Source organism: Sphingopyxis sp. GW821-FHT12F08, assembly GCF_058806755.1.
The window spans coordinates 236,311-254,585 of record NZ_JBXAQA010000004.1 but is presented as its reverse complement, the minus strand read 5'-3'; the positions used below and the strand labels follow the sequence as shown (position 1 = coordinate 254,585).

Below are 18,275 nucleotides of genomic sequence, written 5' to 3'. Positions count from 1 at the left end.
TCCTTGGCCGTTCCCGCAGCTGGAAGAACGTCAGTCGTGCGCGTGCAGGTGCAGCATGCTGAAATGTTCGTAATGGCCGACACCGTTTTTCACGATGGGATCCTGCGCCGTCAGAGCTTCGATATCCTGATCGTCCTCGATCCGGTAGAGCGAGACACCATAGCCGCCGTTAGGGTCCATCACCGGGCCGTGGGCGACAATCTGCCCCTTGGCGAGTAGGCCGTCCAGATAGGCGCCATGCTGTCCCATCCATATCTTCTCGTCATCTGTCATGGTGGCGAGGAAGTCGGAGCGGGGCGGCAGATATTTGCAGAGATAATATTTCATCGGGTCATTCTTTCATCGATTGGCGGTGCCGGGTCGTCGAAGCGCTTTCCGAGCCGCGCATTCGCTTGTCTTATATACCGTGCGGGACACCTCCTTCGGTTGCCCTACAACGGCAGGTCGCGCCGGGAGGATTGCGCTATCTGCGCAGCGAGCGCGTCCATTCGCGCTGATATGGTGGCGAGATCCGCTGCTTGCTGACGGACTCGCACGTCTAGCCCCGCGACAAGCGCTGCCGTTTCGGCAGTCTCGTCATAGTCCATGGCATGGGCAACCGCAGCAAATCGCTGCCATGCTGCGCCAAGTCTTTTCCGGATACTCATCGCGTGAACCTCCTTGAGATGATCCTGCGCATCGCGCCGAAACGCGCCAACAGGGGGAAGCGGGTGCCGGTACGCACTGTCGCGGGCCGGGCATGTCCTTCCGAACCGATCCTGTACCAGAGCGTGTAAAGCGCCGGCAGGAACACGAGCGTCAGGATCGTGCCGACGAGCGTGCCGCCGATCAAAGTGTAAGCCATCGATCCCCAGAACACCGACGTGGTCAGCGGCACGAAGGCGAGAACGGCAGCGAGCGCGGTCAGAACGACTGGGCGCGACCGCTGGACGGTGGCCTCGACCACCGCGTCGAAGGGCGACAGGCCCATCTTCTGATTATCCTGTATCTGTCCGATCAGGATCAGCGTGTTGCGCATCAGGATGCCGGCGAGGGCGATCAGGCCGAGGATGGCGTTGAACCCGAACGGCTGACCGGTGACGAGCAGCGTCGGCACGACCCCGACCAGTCCCAAAGGCGCGGTCAGCAGCACGATCGCCATCGCCGAGAATTGCCGGACCTGAAGGATGATAACGATCATCATCAGGAGGATCATGATCGGGAAGATCGGGGCTAGCGCCGCATTGGCCTTGCCCGCTTCCTCGATCGAGCCCGCCATGTCGATGCGATAGCCTTGAGGCAAGGTGTCGATGATGGGCTGGAGCTTCGCGTACATCGCCTGCGATACGTCGGGGGGCTGCAAGCCGTCGGCGATATCGCCGCGAACGGTGATCGTGGGAACGCGGTCGCGGCGGTGCAGGATTGGCTCGTCCATCCGGACCTCGAGTTTGCCGACCTGGCTGAGCGACACGCGTTCACCGCTCGCGCCGGCGAGAGTGAAATCGGCGACGCGCGCGGGATCGAGGCGCGCGGAGCCCTGCGAGCGAGCGACGACTTCTACACCCCGAATATCCTCGCGGACCTCCGAGACGGCGACCCCAGATAGCAGGAATTGCAGCTGCTCGCCGACATCGGCGGAGGTGAGGCCGAGGGCGCGAAGCCGGTCCTGGTCGAGCCTCAGATGAAGCACGGGAACGCGCTCGCCCCAGTCGGCATTGACCGTCCGCATCATCGGGTCCTTGGCGAGGATCTCCTTCACCTGGTCGGCGATCGCGCGGAGCTTCACCGTATCAGGTCCGGCAACGCGGAACGCGACCGGGTAGGGCGAATAGGGGCCGAACACGAGCTGCGCCGCACGGACCTGCGCGGCGGGCGCGAGCCCTTCGGCGACGGCCCCGCGCAGGCGGACCTTCAGGGCATCTCGCTCGTCCTCCGAGCCGGTTCGCACGACAATCTTGGCGAAGGACGGATCGGGAAGCTCGGGCGACAGCGACATGAAGAAGCGCGGTGCCCCTTGGCCGACATAGGCGGTGATGACCTTCGCTTCGGGCTGTTTGAGCAGCCAGGCTTCGACGGTCTTCGTCGTCGCATCGGTCCGCTCGATCGCGGTGCCCTTGGGCAGCTGGATCTCGACAAGCACCTCGGGACGGTCGGAGGCGGGGAAGAACTGCTTCTTCACGAATATCATGCCGGCGCCGGCGACCAGAAATGCCGCCAGTGTCGCAGCGGTCACCAGCCGGTTTCGCTCGACCGCCCAGCGGATGATCGAGCGCGCCTTCTGGTAGCGCGGGGTCTGGTATATCGCGTCATGCCCGCCCTCGACCTTCTTGATCGCCGGAAGCAGCTTCACGCCCATATAGGGGGTGAACGCGACCGCAACGACCCAGGATGCAATGAGCGCAAAGCCCACGACCCAGAAGATATTGCCCGCATATTCGCCGGCGGTCGACCGCGCGAACCCCACCGGCATCAGTCCGATGACCGTCACCAGCGTGCCTGCGAGCATCGGCGCAGCGGTGTGGCTCCACGCATAGGCCGACGCCTTGATTCGGTCATAGCCCTCTTCCATCCGCACGACCATGATTTCGATGGCGATGATCGCATCGTCGACGAGGAGGCCGAGCGCGAGGATCAGCGAGCCCAGGGTGATGCGATCGAGAACCCGATCGGTAGCCCACATGATGACGAGCACGATGGCGAGGGTGAGCGGCACGGCGGCGGCGACGACGATGCCGACGCGCCAGCCGAGCGCAATCAGGCTCACCACCATCACGATCGCTAGCGCCTCGAGAAAGGTGGTCATGAACTGGTCGACCGCCGAGGCGATATTCACCGCCTGGTCGGTGACCGGGGTCAGCGACATGCCGAGCGGCAGCTCGGAGGATATGCTCGCGACTTCCGCCTTGAGCGATTTGCCGAGATCGAGGCCGTTCCAGCCTTCGCGCATCACCACCCCGAGCAGGAGTGCCGGCTCGCCCTCGCTGCGGATCAGGAAGGTTGCGGGATCCTCATAGCCGCGGCGCACCGCCGCGACATCGGAGAGGCGGAATGTCTTGCCTTGCGCAACAATGGGAAGGCTGCCGATCTTCTCGAGATCGTCGAACGCGCCGTCGATCCGGACCTGCACCTGCGGTCCGTTCGCCTCGATCGCGCCCGCCGGAGTGATCATATTCTGCTGCGCAAGCGCCGCGAAGATGGCGCGCGGCGCGATGCCGAGCGTCGCCAGCCGTTCGGCCGAGAATTCGACATAGATGCGCTCGGGCTGCTCGCCGAAGATATTGATCTTCTTGACGCCCGGGACGTGCAGCAGCCGCTGGCGGAGCTGTTCGGCTTCGCGGACGAGATGACGTTGCGGTTCGCCCTTCGCCTTCAGCGCATAGAGCGCGAAGGTGACGTCGCTATACTCGTCGTTGACGAAGGGACCCGCGACGCCGCCCGGCAATCGGGGCGCCTCGTCGGCGATCTTCTTGCGCGCCTGATAGAATTCGGACTGGACGATGGCGGGCGGGGCATTGTCGCGCAGCGTCAAGGTCGTGAAGGCGAGGCCGGGCCGCGTAAAGGTCTCGCTGCGGTCGTACCAGCGCAGTTCCTGCAGTCTCTTCTCCAGCGGTTCCGCGACCTGGTCCTGCATCTCCTGCGCCGTCGCGCCGGGCCATGCCGTCACCACGGTCATAATCTTGATGGTGAAGGCGGGATCCTCGGCACGTCCGAGTTTGAGGAAAGCGACCGTTCCGGCGAGGATGATCGCGACGATGAAGAAGAGGGTGATCGATTGCTCGCGCACCGCGAGGGCGGAGAGGTTGAAGCGGCTCTCAGGCTCGGGCGTTTCGGTCACCGGGCAGCTCCCGTCTCGATGCGCACCGCCTGGCCCTCGCGAAGCAGATGGACGCCGAGCGCCGCGAAGCGTTCGCCGGTGCGAAGACCGCCCGCAAGCGTCGCCGTCTCGTCGCCGAGCCCCGCTATCTTGACCGGCCGGAAGCGCACCTTGCCGCCGCGCACGATCCACACGCCGGGACCGCGGCCGCGATCGTCGATCGCCGCGAGCGGGACCGAAATCCGGCCGGTTTCGCCGAGGGCTCCAAAGCGGATGGTGACCGTCGATCCGAGTGGAGCGCTGGCCGGCGCGCCCGCCAGCGTGAACTTTGCAGCGAATGTGCGGGTCGCGGGATCGGCGGCCGCGCTGAGCTCGCGCAGGCTCGCGGTTCCGCTCAGCCCGCTATAGGTCTCCGCCCGCGCGATGGTGCCGAGCGCAGGGCGGAGCGTCTCGGGAAGCTGGACCACCGCTTCGCGCGGCCCCGACCGTGCCAGCCGGATGACCGTCTGGCCCGCGGATACCACTTGGCCAGGCTCGCCCAGCGTCTCCGCGACCACGCCATCGGCATCGGCGACCAGCAGCGTGTAGCCGGCGTCGTTGCGGCGGGCGCGCAGCTGCGCCTCGGCCGAGGCGAGATCCGCGCGCGCGGCGCGCGCCGCGGCCTTCGCCTGGTCGTAGGCCGAGGCCGACACGGCGCCCGCTCCGACGAGATCGCGGTAGCGGTTCTCTTCGGCGCTCGTCTGGATCGCTCGAGCACGCGCGGCGTCGACCGTCCCGGCGGCAGCGTCCGCCGCGAGTCGGTAGTCGGCGGGATCGATGCGCATCAAGGGCTGGCCGCGGCGGACCGATTGGCCCGCATCGACGAGCCGCGCGGTGATCTTGCCGTCGATCCGGAAGCCGAGGTCGCTCTGGACGCGCGCGCCGACCACGCCCGAGAACTCACGTTCGCTCGCGCCCGCGACGCCCGCTTCTGCCGTTCGTACCAGCGGCGGTTTAGCGCGGGGGTCGTCCGGCGCCTCGCCGCACGCGGCTAGCATGGAAGCGATGATCAAAGCGCCCGACCATCGGGCGCAAATCTGTCTCGACACGCAAATTCTCCCTGAAAGGTCGAATCTACATGTCGACGAGTGACTATATTGTCAACTAGTCACTTGCTTAGGGAGCAAGGCTCCGCAGCACGAGGCTCGTGACCTCGACCTGCGCATCGGGCAGCAGGTCGAGGCTGCGTTCGAGGCAGACGGGATCGGTAAAGGGCAGGAAGGCATAGGAAATCGACCGGCATGTCTCGTCGAGTGGAGTCTTCCGCTCGAACTCGCCGCTCTCGCGGCCCTCGCGGACAATCTCCTCGATCAGCAGCCGAAGCTTCTCGCTATAGGCGCGTGTCGCGGGCCATTTTTCGGTCGAGGCATTGGCCGCGATCTCGTAAATTCGTCGATCCTGGAAGAAGAGCTCGACGCCGACGGCCGTCACGGTTTTGGCGAAACGCCGCAGTTTGTCAGTCGCGTCCTGTCCTTCGGCCACCGCGAGCCTAACCTGTTTGTAGAGGCCGTCGAGGCATTTGGCGCAGATAGCCTCGCCGATCGCCTGCTTCGATTCGAAGAAGCGGTAGATATAGGCTTTCGAGAAGCCGATCTTGCGCGCGAGGTCGGACACGGTCGTCTTGGCATAGCCATAATGGGCGAAATGTTCGTTCGCTGCGTCGATGATCTGTTCGCGCACGACATGGTCGGCTGGCCCGCGGGCGGGCGCGTGGCTGCTGGCTGGGTTATTGCTCATCCGCTTCCTATAGCGAGGTGACGCGGGGTTGACAAACTGTAACCAATATCGTCATTAGTCACATATTGCTCCAGTCGAATGGTGAAGCGCGATCATGCGAAAGTCTTTCCTGTATCTCATTCCGGCGTTGCTCTCGGGTTGCGCGGTCGGACCGACCTATGTCGCGCCTGCGATCGAGGCGCCGCCGGCTTTTCTCGGCGGGGCTGCACTCGATGGCGCAGCGGGCGACGCGGCGCGCGCCGATCTGGTCAGCTGGTGGCGATCTTTCGACGACCCGCTGCTGGCAAGCCTCGTCGAGCGCGCGCTCGCCCAGAACCTCGATCTCCAGCAGGCCAGTGCACGCGTCGCCCAGGCGCGCGCTGGCCTCCGCGGCGCGAATGCCGCGTTGCTGCCGAGCGGACAGATCAGCGGATCGGCGGCGGAGACCTACCAGTCCCTCGAATCGCCGCAGGGCCGGATTGCGAGCGCCTTGCCCGGGTTCGAGCGCGACGCGCAAGCCTATGATCTCGGCGTTGGCGCCAGTTGGGAGATCGACCTGTTCGGGGGCAGGGATGCCGCGCGTGATGCGGCGCGCGCCGATTGGCAAGCGTCGGCTGCGGCCGCGGTCGCCGCGCGGCTCAGCGTCGCGGCGCAGACCGCCGACACCTATATCTCCATCCGCGGGCTGCAGGCGCGGATCGAGGTCGCACGCGAAAGGCAGGCGGTTCAAAAGCAACTCGTCGATCTCGTCGATCTGCGGTTTCGCAAGGGCGTGGCGGCACAATATCAGTTGCGGCAGGCTGAGGGCGCATTGGCGCAGGTCGCGGCGGCGGTTCCGGAGCTCGAAGAGCAGCGCGACAAGGCGATGAACGCCCTCGACATCCTGCTGGGCTTGCAGCCCGGCGCGACGCGCGTCGAGCTTGCTGCCGCCGCGCCGATACCGTCGCCCCCGGCGATATCGAGTGCCGGCGGCCCGGCGGCGATGATCCGGCGGCGACCCGACATTATCGCGGCCGAACGGACGCTGGCCGCTTCGAACGCCCGGATCGGAGCAGCCATGTCGGAATATTATCCGAAATTCTCGCTGAGCGGGTTGCTCGGCACCGCGACGATGGGCGTAGGCGGTTTGTTCGGGGGCGATTCCGTCCAGGCGAGCGGTGTTCTGGGCCTGCGCTGGCGCCTGTTCGATTTTGGCCGCGTCGACGCCGAGATCGCCGCGGCCGAAGGCCGGAATGCCGAGGCGCTGGCGGCCTATCGCCAGACAGTGCTCCGCGCGTCGGAGGATGTCGAAAACGGTCTGTCGAGTCTGGCCAAACAGCGCACGCGCGGCGATTTGCTGGCGGCGGCCGAAAAGGCACAGGCTGCAGCGCGGCAATCGTCTTTTGCAGGCTACGAGGGCGGCGTTGCGAACCTGCTCGACGTGCTCGACGCCGACCGGCGTCTTCTTGAGGTGCGCGATGCACGAATCCAGGCGCGCGCGTCGACCGCGGGCGCGGCGGTCGCCTCTTTTCGTGCTCTAGGCGGTGGATGGGAGGCCGGGACCGCATCATATTAGCAGCCTGATTTGTTGCGGCGGCTCCTGTGAGAAGCTGGGTCAACCAATCGGCGTCAACGTCCGCTTCCTGCCATTTCTTCCCGGAAGCAGCCTTTCCGCTACCGGCCATTGATGATTATTGAAGATCGGTGCTTGAACCGTGATGCTTCGACCAAGCGGTTGAAGAAGTGGTCTGTGCTCCGTTCCAGCGATGGTGGCCCCTCGTGTTGGGCTTCAACTGCTGCTGCTCTTTGCGGGAGCGCGCTCGCGGGCCAATGCCAGAAACGCTGCAAGACCGGCGGAAGGATGCCTTCGGCCCGGATAATAGAGGCTGAGGCCCGGGAAGGGCGGGGTCCAATCCTCGATCAAGCGGGCGAGCCTTCCGTCTTTGATGTCGGCGATTACGTCCTGTTCAAAGAAGAAGCCGATACCGAACCCCGCCAGCACCGCCGCGCGCGAGACTGCGAGTTCGTCGAACGTCATGGGACCGCTCACCTCGACCTGCGCCGTGTCGCCGCCTTTCTCGAAATGCCAGCGGTAAAGCGAACCATCGGGCAAGCGGACGCGGATGCAGACGTGGCCAAGAAGATCGGTCGGCACAAGCAGCCGGGGACGCTCCGCCATATAGGCCGGCGAAGCAACCACGGCGAAGCGCTGGGACTCGCCAAGCGGCAGCGCGATCATGTCGGAAGGGATGAGGGACGCGACGCGAACGCCGAGATCGAAACCTTCGGCGACGATGTCGCGAAGCTGCCCCTCGGTCACTAGGTCGACATGCATATCAGGGTAGCGGCGGGCATATTCCAGGAGAAGTTCGGTGAACACCGGCGAGCGCGCGGCGAAGGGCGGCGCATTGATCCGCAACGTGCCCGTTGGCGTCGCGCGGCGTTCGCGGACGATCTCTATGGCTTCGCGCACGTCCTGAAGCGAGGGGCCAAGGCGATCGACGAAAATCCGTCCCGCATCGGTCAGCGCCACGCTCCGCGTCGTCCGGTTGAACAGGCGCACGCCCAGCTCCGCTTCGATCCTCGCGATCATATGGCTGAGCGCGGTCGTCGACATGCCCAGATCGATCGCAGCTTGCCGGAAGGACGTGCGCCGCGCGACCGCGAGCACCGCGTCGAAATCTCGAAGCGACAATCGCGACATTATCCCGAATCCTTCACTACATCATCCATTATTGGCCCACTTCTTGGAATAGTGGCCGACCCTTATGATGGAGGCAAGCCAAACCGAAGGAGACTTGTCATGCAGACCGATGCCCCAGCCGATGATCGCCGCGATGCGAACAAGGTCGTCAAAGCGTTACCCAAGCCGATAGCCGATTATATCGAGGCCAACGCCCGGCTCGATGTGGACGGCATGCTGCAACCCTTCGCGGCCGATGCGGTCCTCATCGACGTCGGACGCCGTCTCGAAGGCCACGCCCAACTCAGGACCTTGTTCGAGGAAGAGGTCGTCGCGGTAAAAGCGATCTTCACGCCCGATGGCGCCCGCCGGGAGAATGGTCAGATCGTGGTCGAAGGCCCCGCCCATGGCAACTTCAAGGGTAGCCCGATCCGCTTCACCTATGCCTTCACGCTCGAAAACGACGTCATCAAGGCGCTGGAGATCACGCTATGAGCATCCAGGTTGATCCGACCGAGTTTGCGGGCAAGCGCGTCGTCGTCAGTGGCGGTACCAAGGGCCTGGGCCGCGCAACCGTAAAGCGTTTCCTCGAGGGTGGCGCCCGCGTCATCACCGCCGCCCGCGGAAACCCTGATCCCGTTGCCGGCGCCGAATTCGTCCGGGCGGACCTGACGACTACCGAGGGCGGCGAAATGCTGGCAGCCGCCGCGCTCGCGCACATGGGAGGCGTGGACATCCTCGCCCATGTGATCGGCGGCTCATCTTCGCCGGGTGGAGGCTTCGCCGCCTTGACCGACGATCACTGGCTCGCCGAACTGAACCTGAACCTGCTTGCCACGGTCCGCCTTGACCGCCTCCTGATCCCGCACATGACCGAACAAAGTTCAGGGAAGGTAGTCCACGTTACCTCCATCCAGTCGATCCTGCCGCTTCCGGATTCCACCACCGGTTACGCCGCCGCAAAGGCCGCGCTCAGGACCTACAGCAAATCGATCTCCAAGGAGCTGGGGCCGAAGGGCGTGCGGGTCAACGCCGTCTCTCCCGGTTGGATCATGACCGAGTCGACCGTTCACTTCCTGGAGCGCCTGCAGGCCGCCAATGGCGGCACGATCGAGGACGCCCGCCAAGCCGTCCTCGACGGTTTGGGTGGGATCCCTATCGGGCGTGCGGCGGAGCCTTACGAAGTCGCCGATCTTATCGCCTATCTGGCCTCGGATCGCGCCGCTGCGATCCATGGCGCCGAGTTCGTCGTCGATGGTGGCACCGTTCGAACTGTCTGAGTCGTTGCGCCGACGTTCGCAATATGTAGCGGACGTCGGGAAGCGACCAGTCTCGACACAGGGTAGAGCATCTCGTTTACACCGAGAGGATCGGAGGTCGAGTGCCCATTAAGCCGAGGACGCGCTGGAAAGCTGTTGGTCGGCTATCGGCCAAAATCCCTAAAAGCTGATCGTAGCATTGAGCGAATTATAAATCGTATTACCTCCTGCCGCCGCATTTGGCGCGTTACGCAGAAAGCGGCCCTTGGCGAGCAGCAGGCCATTCCATTCGAGACGGAGCCGCTTGGGGATGAGCCAATAGCGAATGCGCGCTTCGATCTGGTGGCCGGCGAACCGTCCTGAATTTCCGGACGCGTCTCGAACGCCCGTTGTAGAGAAGCTATCATAGCGCGATGCGAGCCAGAGCGGACGATAGGCGGCAAAGGCATCGATGCGCTTTGAGGGTGTTGCCTCGACACGCAGGCCGGTCGCGACAATATTGGCGCGCCCGACCGCATTGTAGAGGCCGGCAGGCGCAAGATCCGCCCGCCGCATGCCGAACAGCGTGTCGAAGCGGGTGAATTTCGCGCCCCGTCCATCGCCGCTCGCATAATCGAATTCGAGCGCGATCCGCGGCGACCAGGGGTGTTTAAAAGTATAGCCTGCTTCCAGATGCGCGAACCACGCCGAGACGTCGAGCATGGCCGCGGTCGGCGCGAGCGACGCACGGACCGATCCGGACTGATAGATGGTCTCGCTTTCGAAGTCGGCGCGGCCGGCCGCGGGATCGCGGTAGAGCCGAAGACCGACAGTATCGAGCGAGCGGTCGCGCGTCGCGAGCTTCGGCGTGTCGCGCTCGCCGAGATGAAAATAGGCAAGCTCGATCGCACCGCGCTTGCCCGCGAGCTTCTTCGTGGCGAGCCCGCCCCACAAGACGAGGTCGAAGCTCTCGCGGTCGAATCTGACGCTCTTATCGACGATGTCGGGGCGGTTGTCGGGGAGCCGGACCTGCGGCAGCGTGTAGATGAGCGTCGCCGACAGATCGTCCGGAAGGCCGAGATCGGCGCGGATACCCGTGTAGCCGTTGGTCGTGTTGCGATAATCGTCGGCGGCGACCAGCCGGCGCGACCCCAGATTGAGCGTGAAGCGACCGGCTTGGAGCCCGAGCTTCGTACCCGGCCCGAAGGCGTCCGGTATGTCGTAGCCGACGTAAGCCTGCACCAGTTCGAGTGTGTTGACTTCGCCCGTCGTGATCGGTGTCCCCGCGTCGCCGCCATAGACGCGGCTGTCGTAGAGCTCGGCACCAATCTTGAGCTGTCCGCTACGATACTCGCCGGTGACGATGGTGCGGATATTGAAGAGATCGTCGGACTCGTTGAAGCCCGTGCGGGGCTGGCCTTCGATCGTCTCGTAGCGAAGGCGCGTATTGGCGCTGAGCGTCAGGCCGTCTTCGGCGCAGGCAGGGGTAGCGACGAGCAACAGGGCCAGGAGAGAAAAGCGCTTCAAACAAACCTCCTCATCCCCGCGACGCAGGGATCAAAAGGCAACGCTTGAGCGCACGCTGCGCTTGTCCGGGAGGTTGCTCGGCCCCGGTCCAAAATAGCTAGAAGACATCGGGGGCCGGCACAATCCAAGATCGTCTTGCGCGACATGAAGACCAGCTTCGGGATCGCGAGGCCGAAGCCGCCGGTGTCGGCAGTCTCAGTGGCGGGTAGACTTCCGCTCCAGATCCTTGAGCACCGCGTCCCAGAAGGCGACCTCATGCTCGTTGCCGCGGGCCTGCGCCCAGCCAAGCTGCCGCGCGACGCGAAGCTCGGCCTCCTGGCCGTGCAGCAACTTCAGCTGCGCCGAACAGGCCCGAACGCTCTGATCAGAAAAAGGCATAGCCGATCTCCTTTATTCTCCCGAAGGTCGTCATAAGGGTGAGGGCGGCGGTTTACCCCGCCGCCCCCGGGTATGTCAGAAGTCCATCGCCGGCATCGGCGCGGCCTTCTCTTCCTTCGGCAGCTCGGCGACGAGCGCCTCGGTGGTGATCAGCAGCGAAGCGACCGAGGCCGCATCCTGCAGCGCGGTGCGCACGACCTTGGCGGGATCAATCACCCCCGCCTTGACGAGGTCCTGATACTCGCCGGTGGCGGCATTGAAGCCCCAGTTGTAATCGTCGCTCTCGAGCAGCTTGCCGACGATCCACGCGCCGTCCTCGCCGGCATTGTCGGCGATCTGGCGCGCCGGGGCGCGGAGCGCGCGGCGGACGATATCGATGCCCGACTGCTGGTCGTCGTTCGCGGCCTTGAGGCCCTCGAGCGCCTTCAGCGAGCGGAGCAGCGCGATGCCCCCGCCTGGAAGGATGCCTTCCTCGACCGCCGCGCGCGTTGCATGGAGCGCGTCGTCGACGCGGTCCTTCTTCTCCTTGACCTCGACCTCGGTCGCGCCGCCGACGCGGATCACGGCGACGCCGCCCGCGAGCTTGGCGAGCCGCTCCTGCAGCTTCTCGCGGTCATAGTCGCTCGTCGTCGTCTCGATCTGCTGGCGGATCTGCGCGATGCGGCCATCGATGTCGGTCCGGGCGCCGGCGCCATCGACGATTGTCGTATTATCCTTGTCGATGACGACCTTCTTGGCGCGGCCGAGCATGTTGACCGTGACGCTCTCCATCTTGATCCCGAGTTCTTCGCTGACGACATTGCCACCGGTGAGCACCGCGATATCCTCGAGCATCGCCTTGCGGCGGTCGCCGAAGCCGGGCGCTTTCACCGCCGCGACCTTCAGGCCACCGCGCAGGCGGTTGACGACGAGCGTTGCGAGCGCGTCGCCCTCGACATCCTCGGCGATGATGAGCAATGGCCGGCCCGACTGCACGACGCTCTCGAGGAGCGGCAGCATCGCCTGCAGGTTCGAGAGCTTCTTCTCGTGGATGAGGATATAGGGGTCGTCGAGTTCGACCTTCAGCTTCTCGGCATTGGTGATGAAATAGGGCGAGAGGTAGCCGCGATCGAACTGCATGCCTTCGACCGTCTCGAGTTCGGTCGCGAGGCTCTTCGCTTCCTCGACGGTGATCACGCCCTCGTTGCCGACCTTCTCCATCGCCTCGGCGAGGATCTTGCCGACCTCTTCGTCGCCATTGGCCGAGATCGTCGCGACCTGCGCGATCTCGCTATTCGCCTCGACCGTTTTGGCATGGGCCTTGAGGTCCTCGACGACCGTGGTGACGGCAAGGTCGATGCCGCGCTTGACGTCCATCGGGTTCATGCCCGCGGCGACCGCCTTCGAGCCTTCGCGGACGATCGCCTGCGCGAGCACGGTCGCGGTCGTCGTGCCGTCGCCGGCCTTGTCGTTCTGCTTCGACGCAACTTCGCGCAGCATCTGCGCGCCCATATTCTCGAACTTGTCGGCAAGCTCGATTTCCTTGGCGACGGTGACGCCGTCCTTGGTGATGCGCGGCGCGCCGAAGCTCTTGTCGATCACGACGTTGCGGCCCTTGGGGCCCAGCGTGACCTTCACTGCATTCGCAAGCGTATCCACGCCGCGCAACATGCGATCACGCGCGTCCGACGCAAATTTCACTTCCTTGGCAGCCATTTTGACCTCCTTCTTGCTGTCCTTTCAGTTGGTGATGAGTGCGGCATCAGGCCGCCTGCTTGAGCGCCTCGGTCTGCTCGATCACGCCGAGGATGTCGCTCTCCTTCATGATGAGCAGTTCCTCGCCGTCGATGTGGACCTCGGTTCCCGACCATTTGCCGAACAGGATCCGGTCGCCGGCCTTAACGTCGAGCGGGGTGACCGTGCCGTCCTCGGCGCGGGCGCCCGGGCCGACGGCGACAACTTCGCCCTCCTGCGGCTTTTCCTTGGCGGTGTCGGGGATGATGATGCCGCCCGAGGTCTTCTCCTCGGCTTCGATGCGGCGGACGACCACACGGTCGTGCAAGGGACGGAAATGCATGCATAACCTCCATGTTGCATAACGATATGATAAGCCGGCGCGCCTGTCCGGGACGCGCGGCGCCGATGAGCTAGGAAGCGATTTTTTTCGGTTCAAGAGGTTCGGTGAAATTTTTTTCGCTTTCTCGCCCGCGCGAAACAAATGCCGCTTATCAAGGGGCTGACGCCTCTTGACTCGACTCGCTTCGCTCCCAAAATCTGTCTCTGCGGCACCTTGCCGCACGACGAGAAAGGAAAGGCTACAAGGAAGGAGGCACGATCATGTCCGAGCCATTTTCCCGTTTTCTTCACCCCTTCGACGTGGCGCGTCACCCGAGCCTCGAGCCCGAGGTCAAGCGCGCGCTCCTTGCATCCTGGGCATCGGACCGCTCGGCGGTCCGCAACAAGCCCGCGCTCCGAAAACCGCCGGGCACGAAGCGCGCGGTTCCGGTCGACGACGTGCTCGCCGCGCTCCGGTCGCTGGACGGCGGCGAGGCGCGCGCGCCATGACCGACCGGGCGCTGATCGCGCAGCTGGATGGCTATGGACTGACGACCGCCGAGATTCATTATCACCGGCCCGACCATCTCTCGCTGCTCCAGCTCTTCGTCTGGCAGGATTATGACCTGCCGCCGGACTTCCCGGTGCTGTTCGATTTTCTTGCCATGTGGCGGCGCCAGACCGAAGCCGCGCTTCATTCGGTGCGGATCGCGCATAATGCGCTGGTCGGGCCCGCCGAGTGGCGCGTGACGGACATCATTCGCGCGATTGATTGACGGAGCGACCTGAGCGTCTCCGGCTGGTTAGCTGTACTTCTACTGCTATTCTTCGGGAAAGCGGGGCCGCTGCTGTACAGCGGCCCCGCAAGATATCAGGCGCTCTCGAGCGCCTTTTCTTTCGACGATCCGATCCGGCGCGGTTCGGCATCGCCGCTGCCGATCTCGATCTTGCGCGGCTTCATCGCCTCGGGAATGACCCGGTTGAGCTCGATCGTGAGCAGGCCGTCGGTGAAGCTCGCGCTACCGACCTCGATATAGTCGGCGAGCTGGAAGCGCCGTTCGAACGCCCGGCGCGCGATGCCGCGATGAAGATAGGTGCTCTTCGCATCTTCTTCCGCGGGTTTGCCCGTAACGGCCAGCTGGTTCTGCTGCGCCACGATCTCGATCTCTTCGGGCTTGAAGCCCGGGACCGCGAGCGTGATGCGGAAGCGGTCGTCGGCCTCGCGCACGATGTCGAAGGCCGGATAGCCGTCGGACGTCTCGCTGCGCTGCCCCTTCTCGAGCAGGTCGAAGAGGTGATCGAAGCCCACCGTTGAGCGGCGGTACGGGGTAAAGTCAAAATCGGTTCTCATTTCCAAATCCTCCTGATTGAAGCAATTCGGGCATGAGATGCGCCGGGACTTAGAGCCGGCGCTCTCTATGTCCTAGGACGCGGAAAACCCGGCGTCCGGGAAAAAATTAGGAAGCCGTTTTTCCGGTTTCAAGAGGTCGAAAGGACATCTGATCCTCAAGCGAAGCGGCCTTGAATTCCTGCTGCATTCAGGCGCGGAGTCGCGCTGCGCGCGGCTCCGCGATCGGATCATGCGGCACGGCTATCGCCGGTATCGCGGCTCCATGTCGCGATCTGATCCTTTATCGCCAGCTTCAGCTTCTTGAGCCGCGCGATCAGGACCTCGTCAGGCGGGCGCTGCTGCGCCTCCCGATCGATTTCGGCGTCGAGGCGGGCATGCTCGCGCCGGAGATAATCGATATGTTTGCTGGACATCTTCTTCTCCATGCCAAGTTGAGGATGTTGCAGCCCTAGCGGCTGCGGTTGGAATATAGGCAATTCACGGTTGGGATTTCAATGGGTTGGAGTAGGTTTGGTGCCCGGAACAGCTCTGGCGAAGCCACCAGGGAAGACGGCGGGCGACATCTGTTTTGTGGTTTGTCGATTGAGAGCAGGCAGTCTTCAAACCGGCCTTCCGAACGTTCGCGGCGGCCGGGCGGCGCCTTAAGATCCGATCGGCCGGGTGGCGAGCGCGGCCAGTAATAGGCCGCAGTAGATGATTATTGGAAAGCGCGGCTGCGTATATTCGATGAGAAAAATGCAGATTGCGAGCCAGCCTAGACCGGCGAGCAGCGCGAGCAGGATCGGAGGCCCTTCGTGCATGATCGGCATGGCGCGCCAAGCAACATATAAGCCGAGCGCGCCGAAGGCGACCTGTCCGAGGCCGTAAGCGCTGTGCAAACCGAAATAAAGATCGGTAGCCGGCCCGGGGGCGCGCACCCCGCGAACATGCTGCGATACCACGTCGATCAGCAAATGGAGCGTGCCGAACAACGTCAGGCTGCCGAAGGCGGCGTAGACGAGATATTTGTGCATATCGGAAGCCACCTCAGGCGAAGCGCGCGCCGGTCAGCCGCTCGGCCTCCGCCCACAGTCGGCGCAGGATTTCGGGATCTCGCGCGGGCGCGGGGATGCGCGCTTCGGCGGGATAGCCGCGTATCTCGCCGATTCCATCCGGGCCATAATATCCACCTGCCTTGGCGTCCGGCGCCGTTGCGGCGAACAGCGTCGGCAGCGCGCCTTGCCAGACCGGCTGGAACAGGAAGGCAAGCAGTTTGCGCGCAACGCCCGCGGTGCCGGCGCCGCCGGGCGTGTTGAGCAGCAGGTTGGTGCGCGACACCCCCGGATGCGCGGCAAGGCTGGCGACTCCCCAATTGGCAGCATCGCTGCGCTTCTGCAGTTCGAGCGCGAACATGAGGCAGGCGATCTTCGACTGGGCATAGGCTTTCATCGGCACATAGGTTTCGCCGAAGTTGAGGTCGTCGAACTGGATGTCGCCCTGGCGCGCGGCGACGCTCGACAGCGTCACCACACGCGGGTCCTTGCCCCGCTTGAGGAGCGGGAGCAGCCCTGCGGTCAGCAGGAAGTGGCCGAGATAATTGGTGCCGAGTTGAAGCTCGAAGCCATCGACGGTCTCCATCCGCTTGGGCGGGTTCATCACCCCGGCGTTGTTGACCAACCCGTCGAGGCTGTCGCGTTCGCTGGCGAGCCTTTCGTAAAAGCGCCGCACCGAGGCGAGATCGGACAGGTCGAGCATGGCGAAGCGAACGTTGGCGCAGGGCGCCGCGGCCTTGATCTGCGCGACAGCTTCTGCGCCGCTCGCGGTGTTGCGGCCTGCGATGATCACTTCGGCGCCTGCTTTCGCGAGGGCGAGGGCATCCTCATATCCGAGCCCACCGGTGCCGGTCACCACGAACGCGCGTCCCGTCTGCGCCGGCATGTCGGCTGCCGTCCATTTGGTCATCTTCCATCCTTCCAATAAATTGCACCCCGTGTAAGAATCCCGTTAGATCGAATCCATAATTTCGCAAAGTGCAAAATTGCACTGGAGGTAATAAGTTGAAAAAGTCAGGAGAGGAGCTGACCCGCGAAGGTCTGCGCGAGCGCAAGCGCCGCGCGACGCATCTGCGGATCCTGGAGGCCGCAAGAGCGCTGTTCGTCGCCCGCGGCTATGACGGCACGACGCTCGAAGACATCGCCGATGCGGCCAATCTCTCGCGCCGCACTCTGTTCCATTATTTCAGGTCGAAAGACGATATCCTGATGTCCATGGCGGGAGGCATGGGGGACGCCCTCGTCCAGGGTCTAGAGGCCCAGCCGCCCGGCAAGCCGCCGCTGGCGACTATGATGGCTGCGATGGCAGACATTGCCGCGGCGCAGCCGCATGACGAACTGCTGATCTTCGACAAGGTGATGCGATCGAGCGAGGCGGTTCTCGCTCGCAAACGCGCCAATTACATCCTCTCGGAGGAGGTGCTGTTCGAAGCCATGCAGCGGCGATGGCCGGAGCCCGCGATTCGGGAAGAGTTAAGGCTCGCAGCGAATATGGTCGTCAGCGTCGTTCGCCTGTCGCTCGAACAGTTCAACCGCGAGGAGGGGAAAAGATCGCTGGTCGAGGTGATGAATGACGAATTCTCCCTCATGGGGCAGATGCTTCTCAACATGAGATAGAAGGCGACCGATCGCCCTTCCGCCTAATATCCGCTTTCTGAGATCGGCGCTCAAAAGCTGCCTGTCAAACCGGCCACATGCGCATGCGGGGTCAGCCTGCGGCCAACCCCGCCGCGCCAGAGCTGTTTCAGCGTAGCGCCGCCAGCACCGCTTCGGCGAGCGGCGCGCTCGAGGCGGGGTTCTGGCCGGTGAGGAGATTGCCGTCCCGCACAACATAGGCGCCCCAGTTCGGACCCTTCTCATAGCGCGCGCCGGACTTGCGCAGAGTGTCGGCGAGCAGCCAGGGGGCGTTGTCCGCTGTCCCCAGCTCGACCTCTTCCTCGTCGCTGAACGAGGTAATCGCACGTCCGGCGAACGGCCAGCTTCCATCGGGCCCGCGCGCAGCGAGCAAGGCTGCCTGGCCGTGACAGACCGGCGCGATAAGGATGCCGGCGCGATCGGCTTCGAGAAGGATGCGGCCCATGTCGGGGTCCTTGTACAGGTCCTCGACGGGGCCATGTCCGCCGGGGATGACGATGGCATCATAGCGACGGCCATCGATGTCGGCGAGGACGAGGGGGGTCGCCAGCCGCTCGGCAATCGCGTCGAGATAGCTGCGGAAGTGATCGACGTTCGCCTGGCCAACCACATCCGGGTTCATGCTGTGCTGGTCGATCGTCGGCGCAACGCCGCCGGGCGTCGCAATGTCTACGGTGCAACCCTCGGCAATGAACTTCTCGTCCATGACGACGAATTCTTCGGCCCAGACGCCGCTTTCATATTTCGAGCCGTCTGCGCGGGTCCAGGTGTCGGCAGCAGACAGGACAATCAGGATCTTGGTCATCGTTTTTCTCCAGCAGGTTGATCGTTACTCAGGGCGCGCTCCATCTGGGAGGGCGCACATCGCCCG

20 protein-coding genes are annotated in these 18,275 nt (G+C 64.3%); 6 read left to right on the top strand and 14 right to left on the bottom strand.

Translation table 11 applies throughout. The features are described 5' to 3' along the window. Positions 1-30: 30 nt before the first annotated feature. The 4 genes from AC1RNQ_RS13145 to AC1RNQ_RS13130 all read right to left on the bottom strand — a co-directional run bounded on the left by AC1RNQ_RS13145 (position 31) and on the right by AC1RNQ_RS13130 (position 5,569). Positions 31-327: a YciI family protein gene (locus AC1RNQ_RS13145; RefSeq protein WP_493171591.1), complete on the bottom strand. Its 297-nt coding sequence runs from the start codon at positions 325-327 to the stop codon at positions 31-33. Positions 328-643: 316 nt separating this feature from the next. Continuing rightward, positions 644-3,814: an efflux RND transporter permease subunit gene (locus tag AC1RNQ_RS13140; RefSeq protein WP_493171590.1), complete on the bottom strand. Its 3,171-nt coding sequence runs from the start codon at positions 3,812-3,814 to the stop codon at positions 644-646. Beyond that, on the bottom strand, positions 3,811-4,830 hold the full coding sequence (locus tag AC1RNQ_RS13135) for an efflux RND transporter periplasmic adaptor subunit (protein ID WP_493171589.1): 1,020 nt from the start codon (positions 4,828-4,830) through the stop codon (positions 3,811-3,813). The genes AC1RNQ_RS13140 and AC1RNQ_RS13135 overlap by 4 nt, the downstream gene beginning before the upstream one ends. Positions 4,831-4,948: 118 nt before the next feature. Further along, positions 4,949-5,569 (bottom strand): TetR/AcrR family transcriptional regulator, encoded by a 621-nt coding sequence (locus AC1RNQ_RS13130; RefSeq protein WP_493171588.1) that lies wholly within the window; start codon positions 5,567-5,569, stop codon positions 4,949-4,951. A 94-nt stretch (positions 5,570-5,663) separates the two neighbouring features. On the opposite strand from AC1RNQ_RS13130, the gene AC1RNQ_RS13125 reads away from it, so the two are divergent. After that, positions 5,664-7,103 carry an efflux transporter outer membrane subunit gene (locus tag AC1RNQ_RS13125; protein ID WP_493171587.1) on the top strand — a complete coding sequence of 480 codons (1,440 nt, stop codon included), beginning with the start codon at positions 5,664-5,666 and terminating at the stop codon, positions 7,101-7,103. 213 nt (positions 7,104-7,316) lie between these two features. Here AC1RNQ_RS13125 and AC1RNQ_RS13120 read toward each other — a convergent pair whose 3' ends face one another. Next, entirely contained in the window at positions 7,317-8,231 is a 915-nt protein-coding gene (locus tag AC1RNQ_RS13120; RefSeq protein ID WP_493171586.1) for a LysR family transcriptional regulator, read from the bottom strand. 99 nt (positions 8,232-8,330) lie between these two features. Between AC1RNQ_RS13120 and AC1RNQ_RS13115 the strand changes: the two genes are divergently transcribed. Together AC1RNQ_RS13115 and AC1RNQ_RS13110 are read left to right on the top strand one after the other, a co-directional pair. Continuing rightward, complete coding sequence (locus AC1RNQ_RS13115) at positions 8,331-8,705, top strand: nuclear transport factor 2 family protein (protein ID WP_493171585.1); 375 nt, start codon at positions 8,331-8,333, stop codon at positions 8,703-8,705. Further along, complete coding sequence (locus AC1RNQ_RS13110; protein ID WP_493171584.1) at positions 8,702-9,490, top strand: SDR family oxidoreductase; 789 nt, start codon at positions 8,702-8,704, stop codon at positions 9,488-9,490. The genes AC1RNQ_RS13115 and AC1RNQ_RS13110 overlap by 4 nt, the downstream gene beginning before the upstream one ends. Before the next feature lie 159 nt (positions 9,491-9,649). On the opposite strand, the gene AC1RNQ_RS13105 is transcribed toward AC1RNQ_RS13110, so the two are convergent. The 4 genes from AC1RNQ_RS13105 to groES all read right to left on the bottom strand — a co-directional run bounded on the left by AC1RNQ_RS13105 (position 9,650) and on the right by groES (position 13,409). Next, positions 9,650-10,975: an alginate export family protein gene (locus tag AC1RNQ_RS13105; RefSeq protein WP_493171583.1), complete on the bottom strand. Its 1,326-nt coding sequence runs from the start codon at positions 10,973-10,975 to the stop codon at positions 9,650-9,652. A 195-nt stretch (positions 10,976-11,170) separates the two neighbouring features. Beyond that, positions 11,171-11,353, bottom strand: coding sequence for a hypothetical protein (locus AC1RNQ_RS13100; RefSeq protein WP_493171582.1), 183 nt, complete (start codon positions 11,351-11,353; stop codon positions 11,171-11,173). A gap of 75 nt (positions 11,354-11,428) precedes the next feature. Next, entirely contained in the window at positions 11,429-13,048 is a 1,620-nt protein-coding gene (gene groL, locus AC1RNQ_RS13095) for a chaperonin GroEL (RefSeq protein WP_493171581.1), read from the bottom strand. Between the two features lie 46 nt (positions 13,049-13,094). Beyond that, entirely contained in the window at positions 13,095-13,409 is a 315-nt protein-coding gene (gene groES / locus AC1RNQ_RS13090) for a co-chaperone GroES (RefSeq protein WP_493171580.1), read from the bottom strand. A gap of 260 nt (positions 13,410-13,669) precedes the next feature. On the opposite strand from groES, the gene AC1RNQ_RS13085 reads away from it, so the two are divergent. Together AC1RNQ_RS13085 and AC1RNQ_RS13080 are read left to right on the top strand one after the other, a co-directional pair. Continuing rightward, entirely contained in the window at positions 13,670-13,897 is a 228-nt protein-coding gene (locus AC1RNQ_RS13085; RefSeq protein WP_325543696.1) for a hypothetical protein, read from the top strand. After that, positions 13,894-14,163, top strand: coding sequence for an usg protein (locus AC1RNQ_RS13080; protein ID WP_493171579.1), 270 nt, complete (start codon positions 13,894-13,896; stop codon positions 14,161-14,163). Before AC1RNQ_RS13085 ends, AC1RNQ_RS13080 begins: the two co-directional genes overlap by 4 nt. A gap of 95 nt (positions 14,164-14,258) precedes the next feature. Here the strand turns inward: AC1RNQ_RS13080 and AC1RNQ_RS13075 are convergent, their stop codons facing one another. The 4 genes from AC1RNQ_RS13075 to AC1RNQ_RS13060 all read right to left on the bottom strand — a co-directional run bounded on the left by AC1RNQ_RS13075 (position 14,259) and on the right by AC1RNQ_RS13060 (position 16,679). Beyond that, positions 14,259-14,738, bottom strand: coding sequence for an Hsp20 family protein (locus tag AC1RNQ_RS13075; RefSeq protein ID WP_493171578.1), 480 nt, complete (start codon positions 14,736-14,738; stop codon positions 14,259-14,261). Between the two features lie 227 nt (positions 14,739-14,965). Then, the gene (locus AC1RNQ_RS13070) at positions 14,966-15,151 is read right to left on the bottom strand and encodes a YdcH family protein (protein WP_493171577.1); all 186 of its coding nucleotides are present in this window, start codon (positions 15,149-15,151) and stop codon (positions 14,966-14,968) included. Positions 15,152-15,379: 228 nt separating this feature from the next. Further along, positions 15,380-15,751: a hypothetical protein gene (locus AC1RNQ_RS13065; protein WP_493171576.1), complete on the bottom strand. Its 372-nt coding sequence runs from the start codon at positions 15,749-15,751 to the stop codon at positions 15,380-15,382. Between the two features lie 13 nt (positions 15,752-15,764). Next, a complete protein-coding gene (locus tag AC1RNQ_RS13060; protein WP_493171575.1) occupies positions 15,765-16,679 on the bottom strand; it encodes an SDR family oxidoreductase in 915 nt (304 codons plus the stop codon). Positions 16,680-16,774: 95 nt separating this feature from the next. Between AC1RNQ_RS13060 and AC1RNQ_RS13055 the strand changes: the two genes are divergently transcribed. Beyond that, on the top strand, positions 16,775-17,386 hold the full coding sequence (locus AC1RNQ_RS13055) for a TetR/AcrR family transcriptional regulator (protein WP_493171574.1): 612 nt from the start codon (positions 16,775-16,777) through the stop codon (positions 17,384-17,386). 127 nt (positions 17,387-17,513) lie between these two features. Here AC1RNQ_RS13055 and AC1RNQ_RS13050 read toward each other — a convergent pair whose 3' ends face one another. Then, on the bottom strand, positions 17,514-18,209 hold the full coding sequence (locus tag AC1RNQ_RS13050) for a type 1 glutamine amidotransferase domain-containing protein (protein ID WP_493171573.1): 696 nt from the start codon (positions 18,207-18,209) through the stop codon (positions 17,514-17,516). Between the last annotated feature and the right edge of the window lie 66 nt (positions 18,210-18,275).

Excerpts from the sequence above, each read along its gene's own strand:
- AC1RNQ_RS13145 (WP_493171591.1), bottom strand. The coding sequence starts at position 327 with ATGAAATATTATCTCTGCAAATATCTGCCGCCCCGCTCCGACTTCCTC.
- AC1RNQ_RS13135 (WP_493171589.1), bottom strand. The coding sequence starts at position 4,830 with ATGCTAGCCGCGTGCGGCGAGGCGCCGGACGACCCCCGCGCTAAACCG.
- AC1RNQ_RS13130 (WP_493171588.1), bottom strand. The coding sequence starts at position 5,569 with ATGAGCAATAACCCAGCCAGCAGCCACGCGCCCGCCCGCGGGCCAGCC.
- AC1RNQ_RS13125 (WP_493171587.1), top strand. The coding sequence starts at position 5,664 with ATGCGAAAGTCTTTCCTGTATCTCATTCCGGCGTTGCTCTCGGGTTGC.
- AC1RNQ_RS13120 (WP_493171586.1), bottom strand. The coding sequence starts at position 8,231 with ATGTCGCGATTGTCGCTTCGAGATTTCGACGCGGTGCTCGCGGTCGCG.
- AC1RNQ_RS13115 (WP_493171585.1), top strand. The coding sequence starts at position 8,331 with ATGCAGACCGATGCCCCAGCCGATGATCGCCGCGATGCGAACAAGGTC.
- AC1RNQ_RS13110 (WP_493171584.1), top strand. The coding sequence starts at position 8,702 with ATGAGCATCCAGGTTGATCCGACCGAGTTTGCGGGCAAGCGCGTCGTC.
- AC1RNQ_RS13100 (WP_493171582.1), bottom strand. The coding sequence starts at position 11,353 with ATGCCTTTTTCTGATCAGAGCGTTCGGGCCTGTTCGGCGCAGCTGAAG.
- groL (WP_493171581.1), bottom strand. The coding sequence starts at position 13,048 with ATGGCTGCCAAGGAAGTGAAATTTGCGTCGGACGCGCGTGATCGCATG.
- groES (WP_493171580.1), bottom strand. The coding sequence starts at position 13,409 with ATGCATTTCCGTCCCTTGCACGACCGTGTGGTCGTCCGCCGCATCGAA.
- AC1RNQ_RS13085 (WP_325543696.1), top strand. The coding sequence starts at position 13,670 with ATGTCCGAGCCATTTTCCCGTTTTCTTCACCCCTTCGACGTGGCGCGT.
- AC1RNQ_RS13080 (WP_493171579.1), top strand. The coding sequence starts at position 13,894 with ATGACCGACCGGGCGCTGATCGCGCAGCTGGATGGCTATGGACTGACG.
- AC1RNQ_RS13075 (WP_493171578.1), bottom strand. The coding sequence starts at position 14,738 with ATGAGAACCGATTTTGACTTTACCCCGTACCGCCGCTCAACGGTGGGC.
- AC1RNQ_RS13070 (WP_493171577.1), bottom strand. The coding sequence starts at position 15,151 with ATGTCCAGCAAACATATCGATTATCTCCGGCGCGAGCATGCCCGCCTC.
- AC1RNQ_RS13065 (WP_493171576.1), bottom strand. The coding sequence starts at position 15,751 with ATGCACAAATATCTCGTCTACGCCGCCTTCGGCAGCCTGACGTTGTTC.
- AC1RNQ_RS13060 (WP_493171575.1), bottom strand. The coding sequence starts at position 16,679 with ATGACCAAATGGACGGCAGCCGACATGCCGGCGCAGACGGGACGCGCG.
- AC1RNQ_RS13050 (WP_493171573.1), bottom strand. The coding sequence starts at position 18,209 with ATGACCAAGATCCTGATTGTCCTGTCTGCTGCCGACACCTGGACCCGC.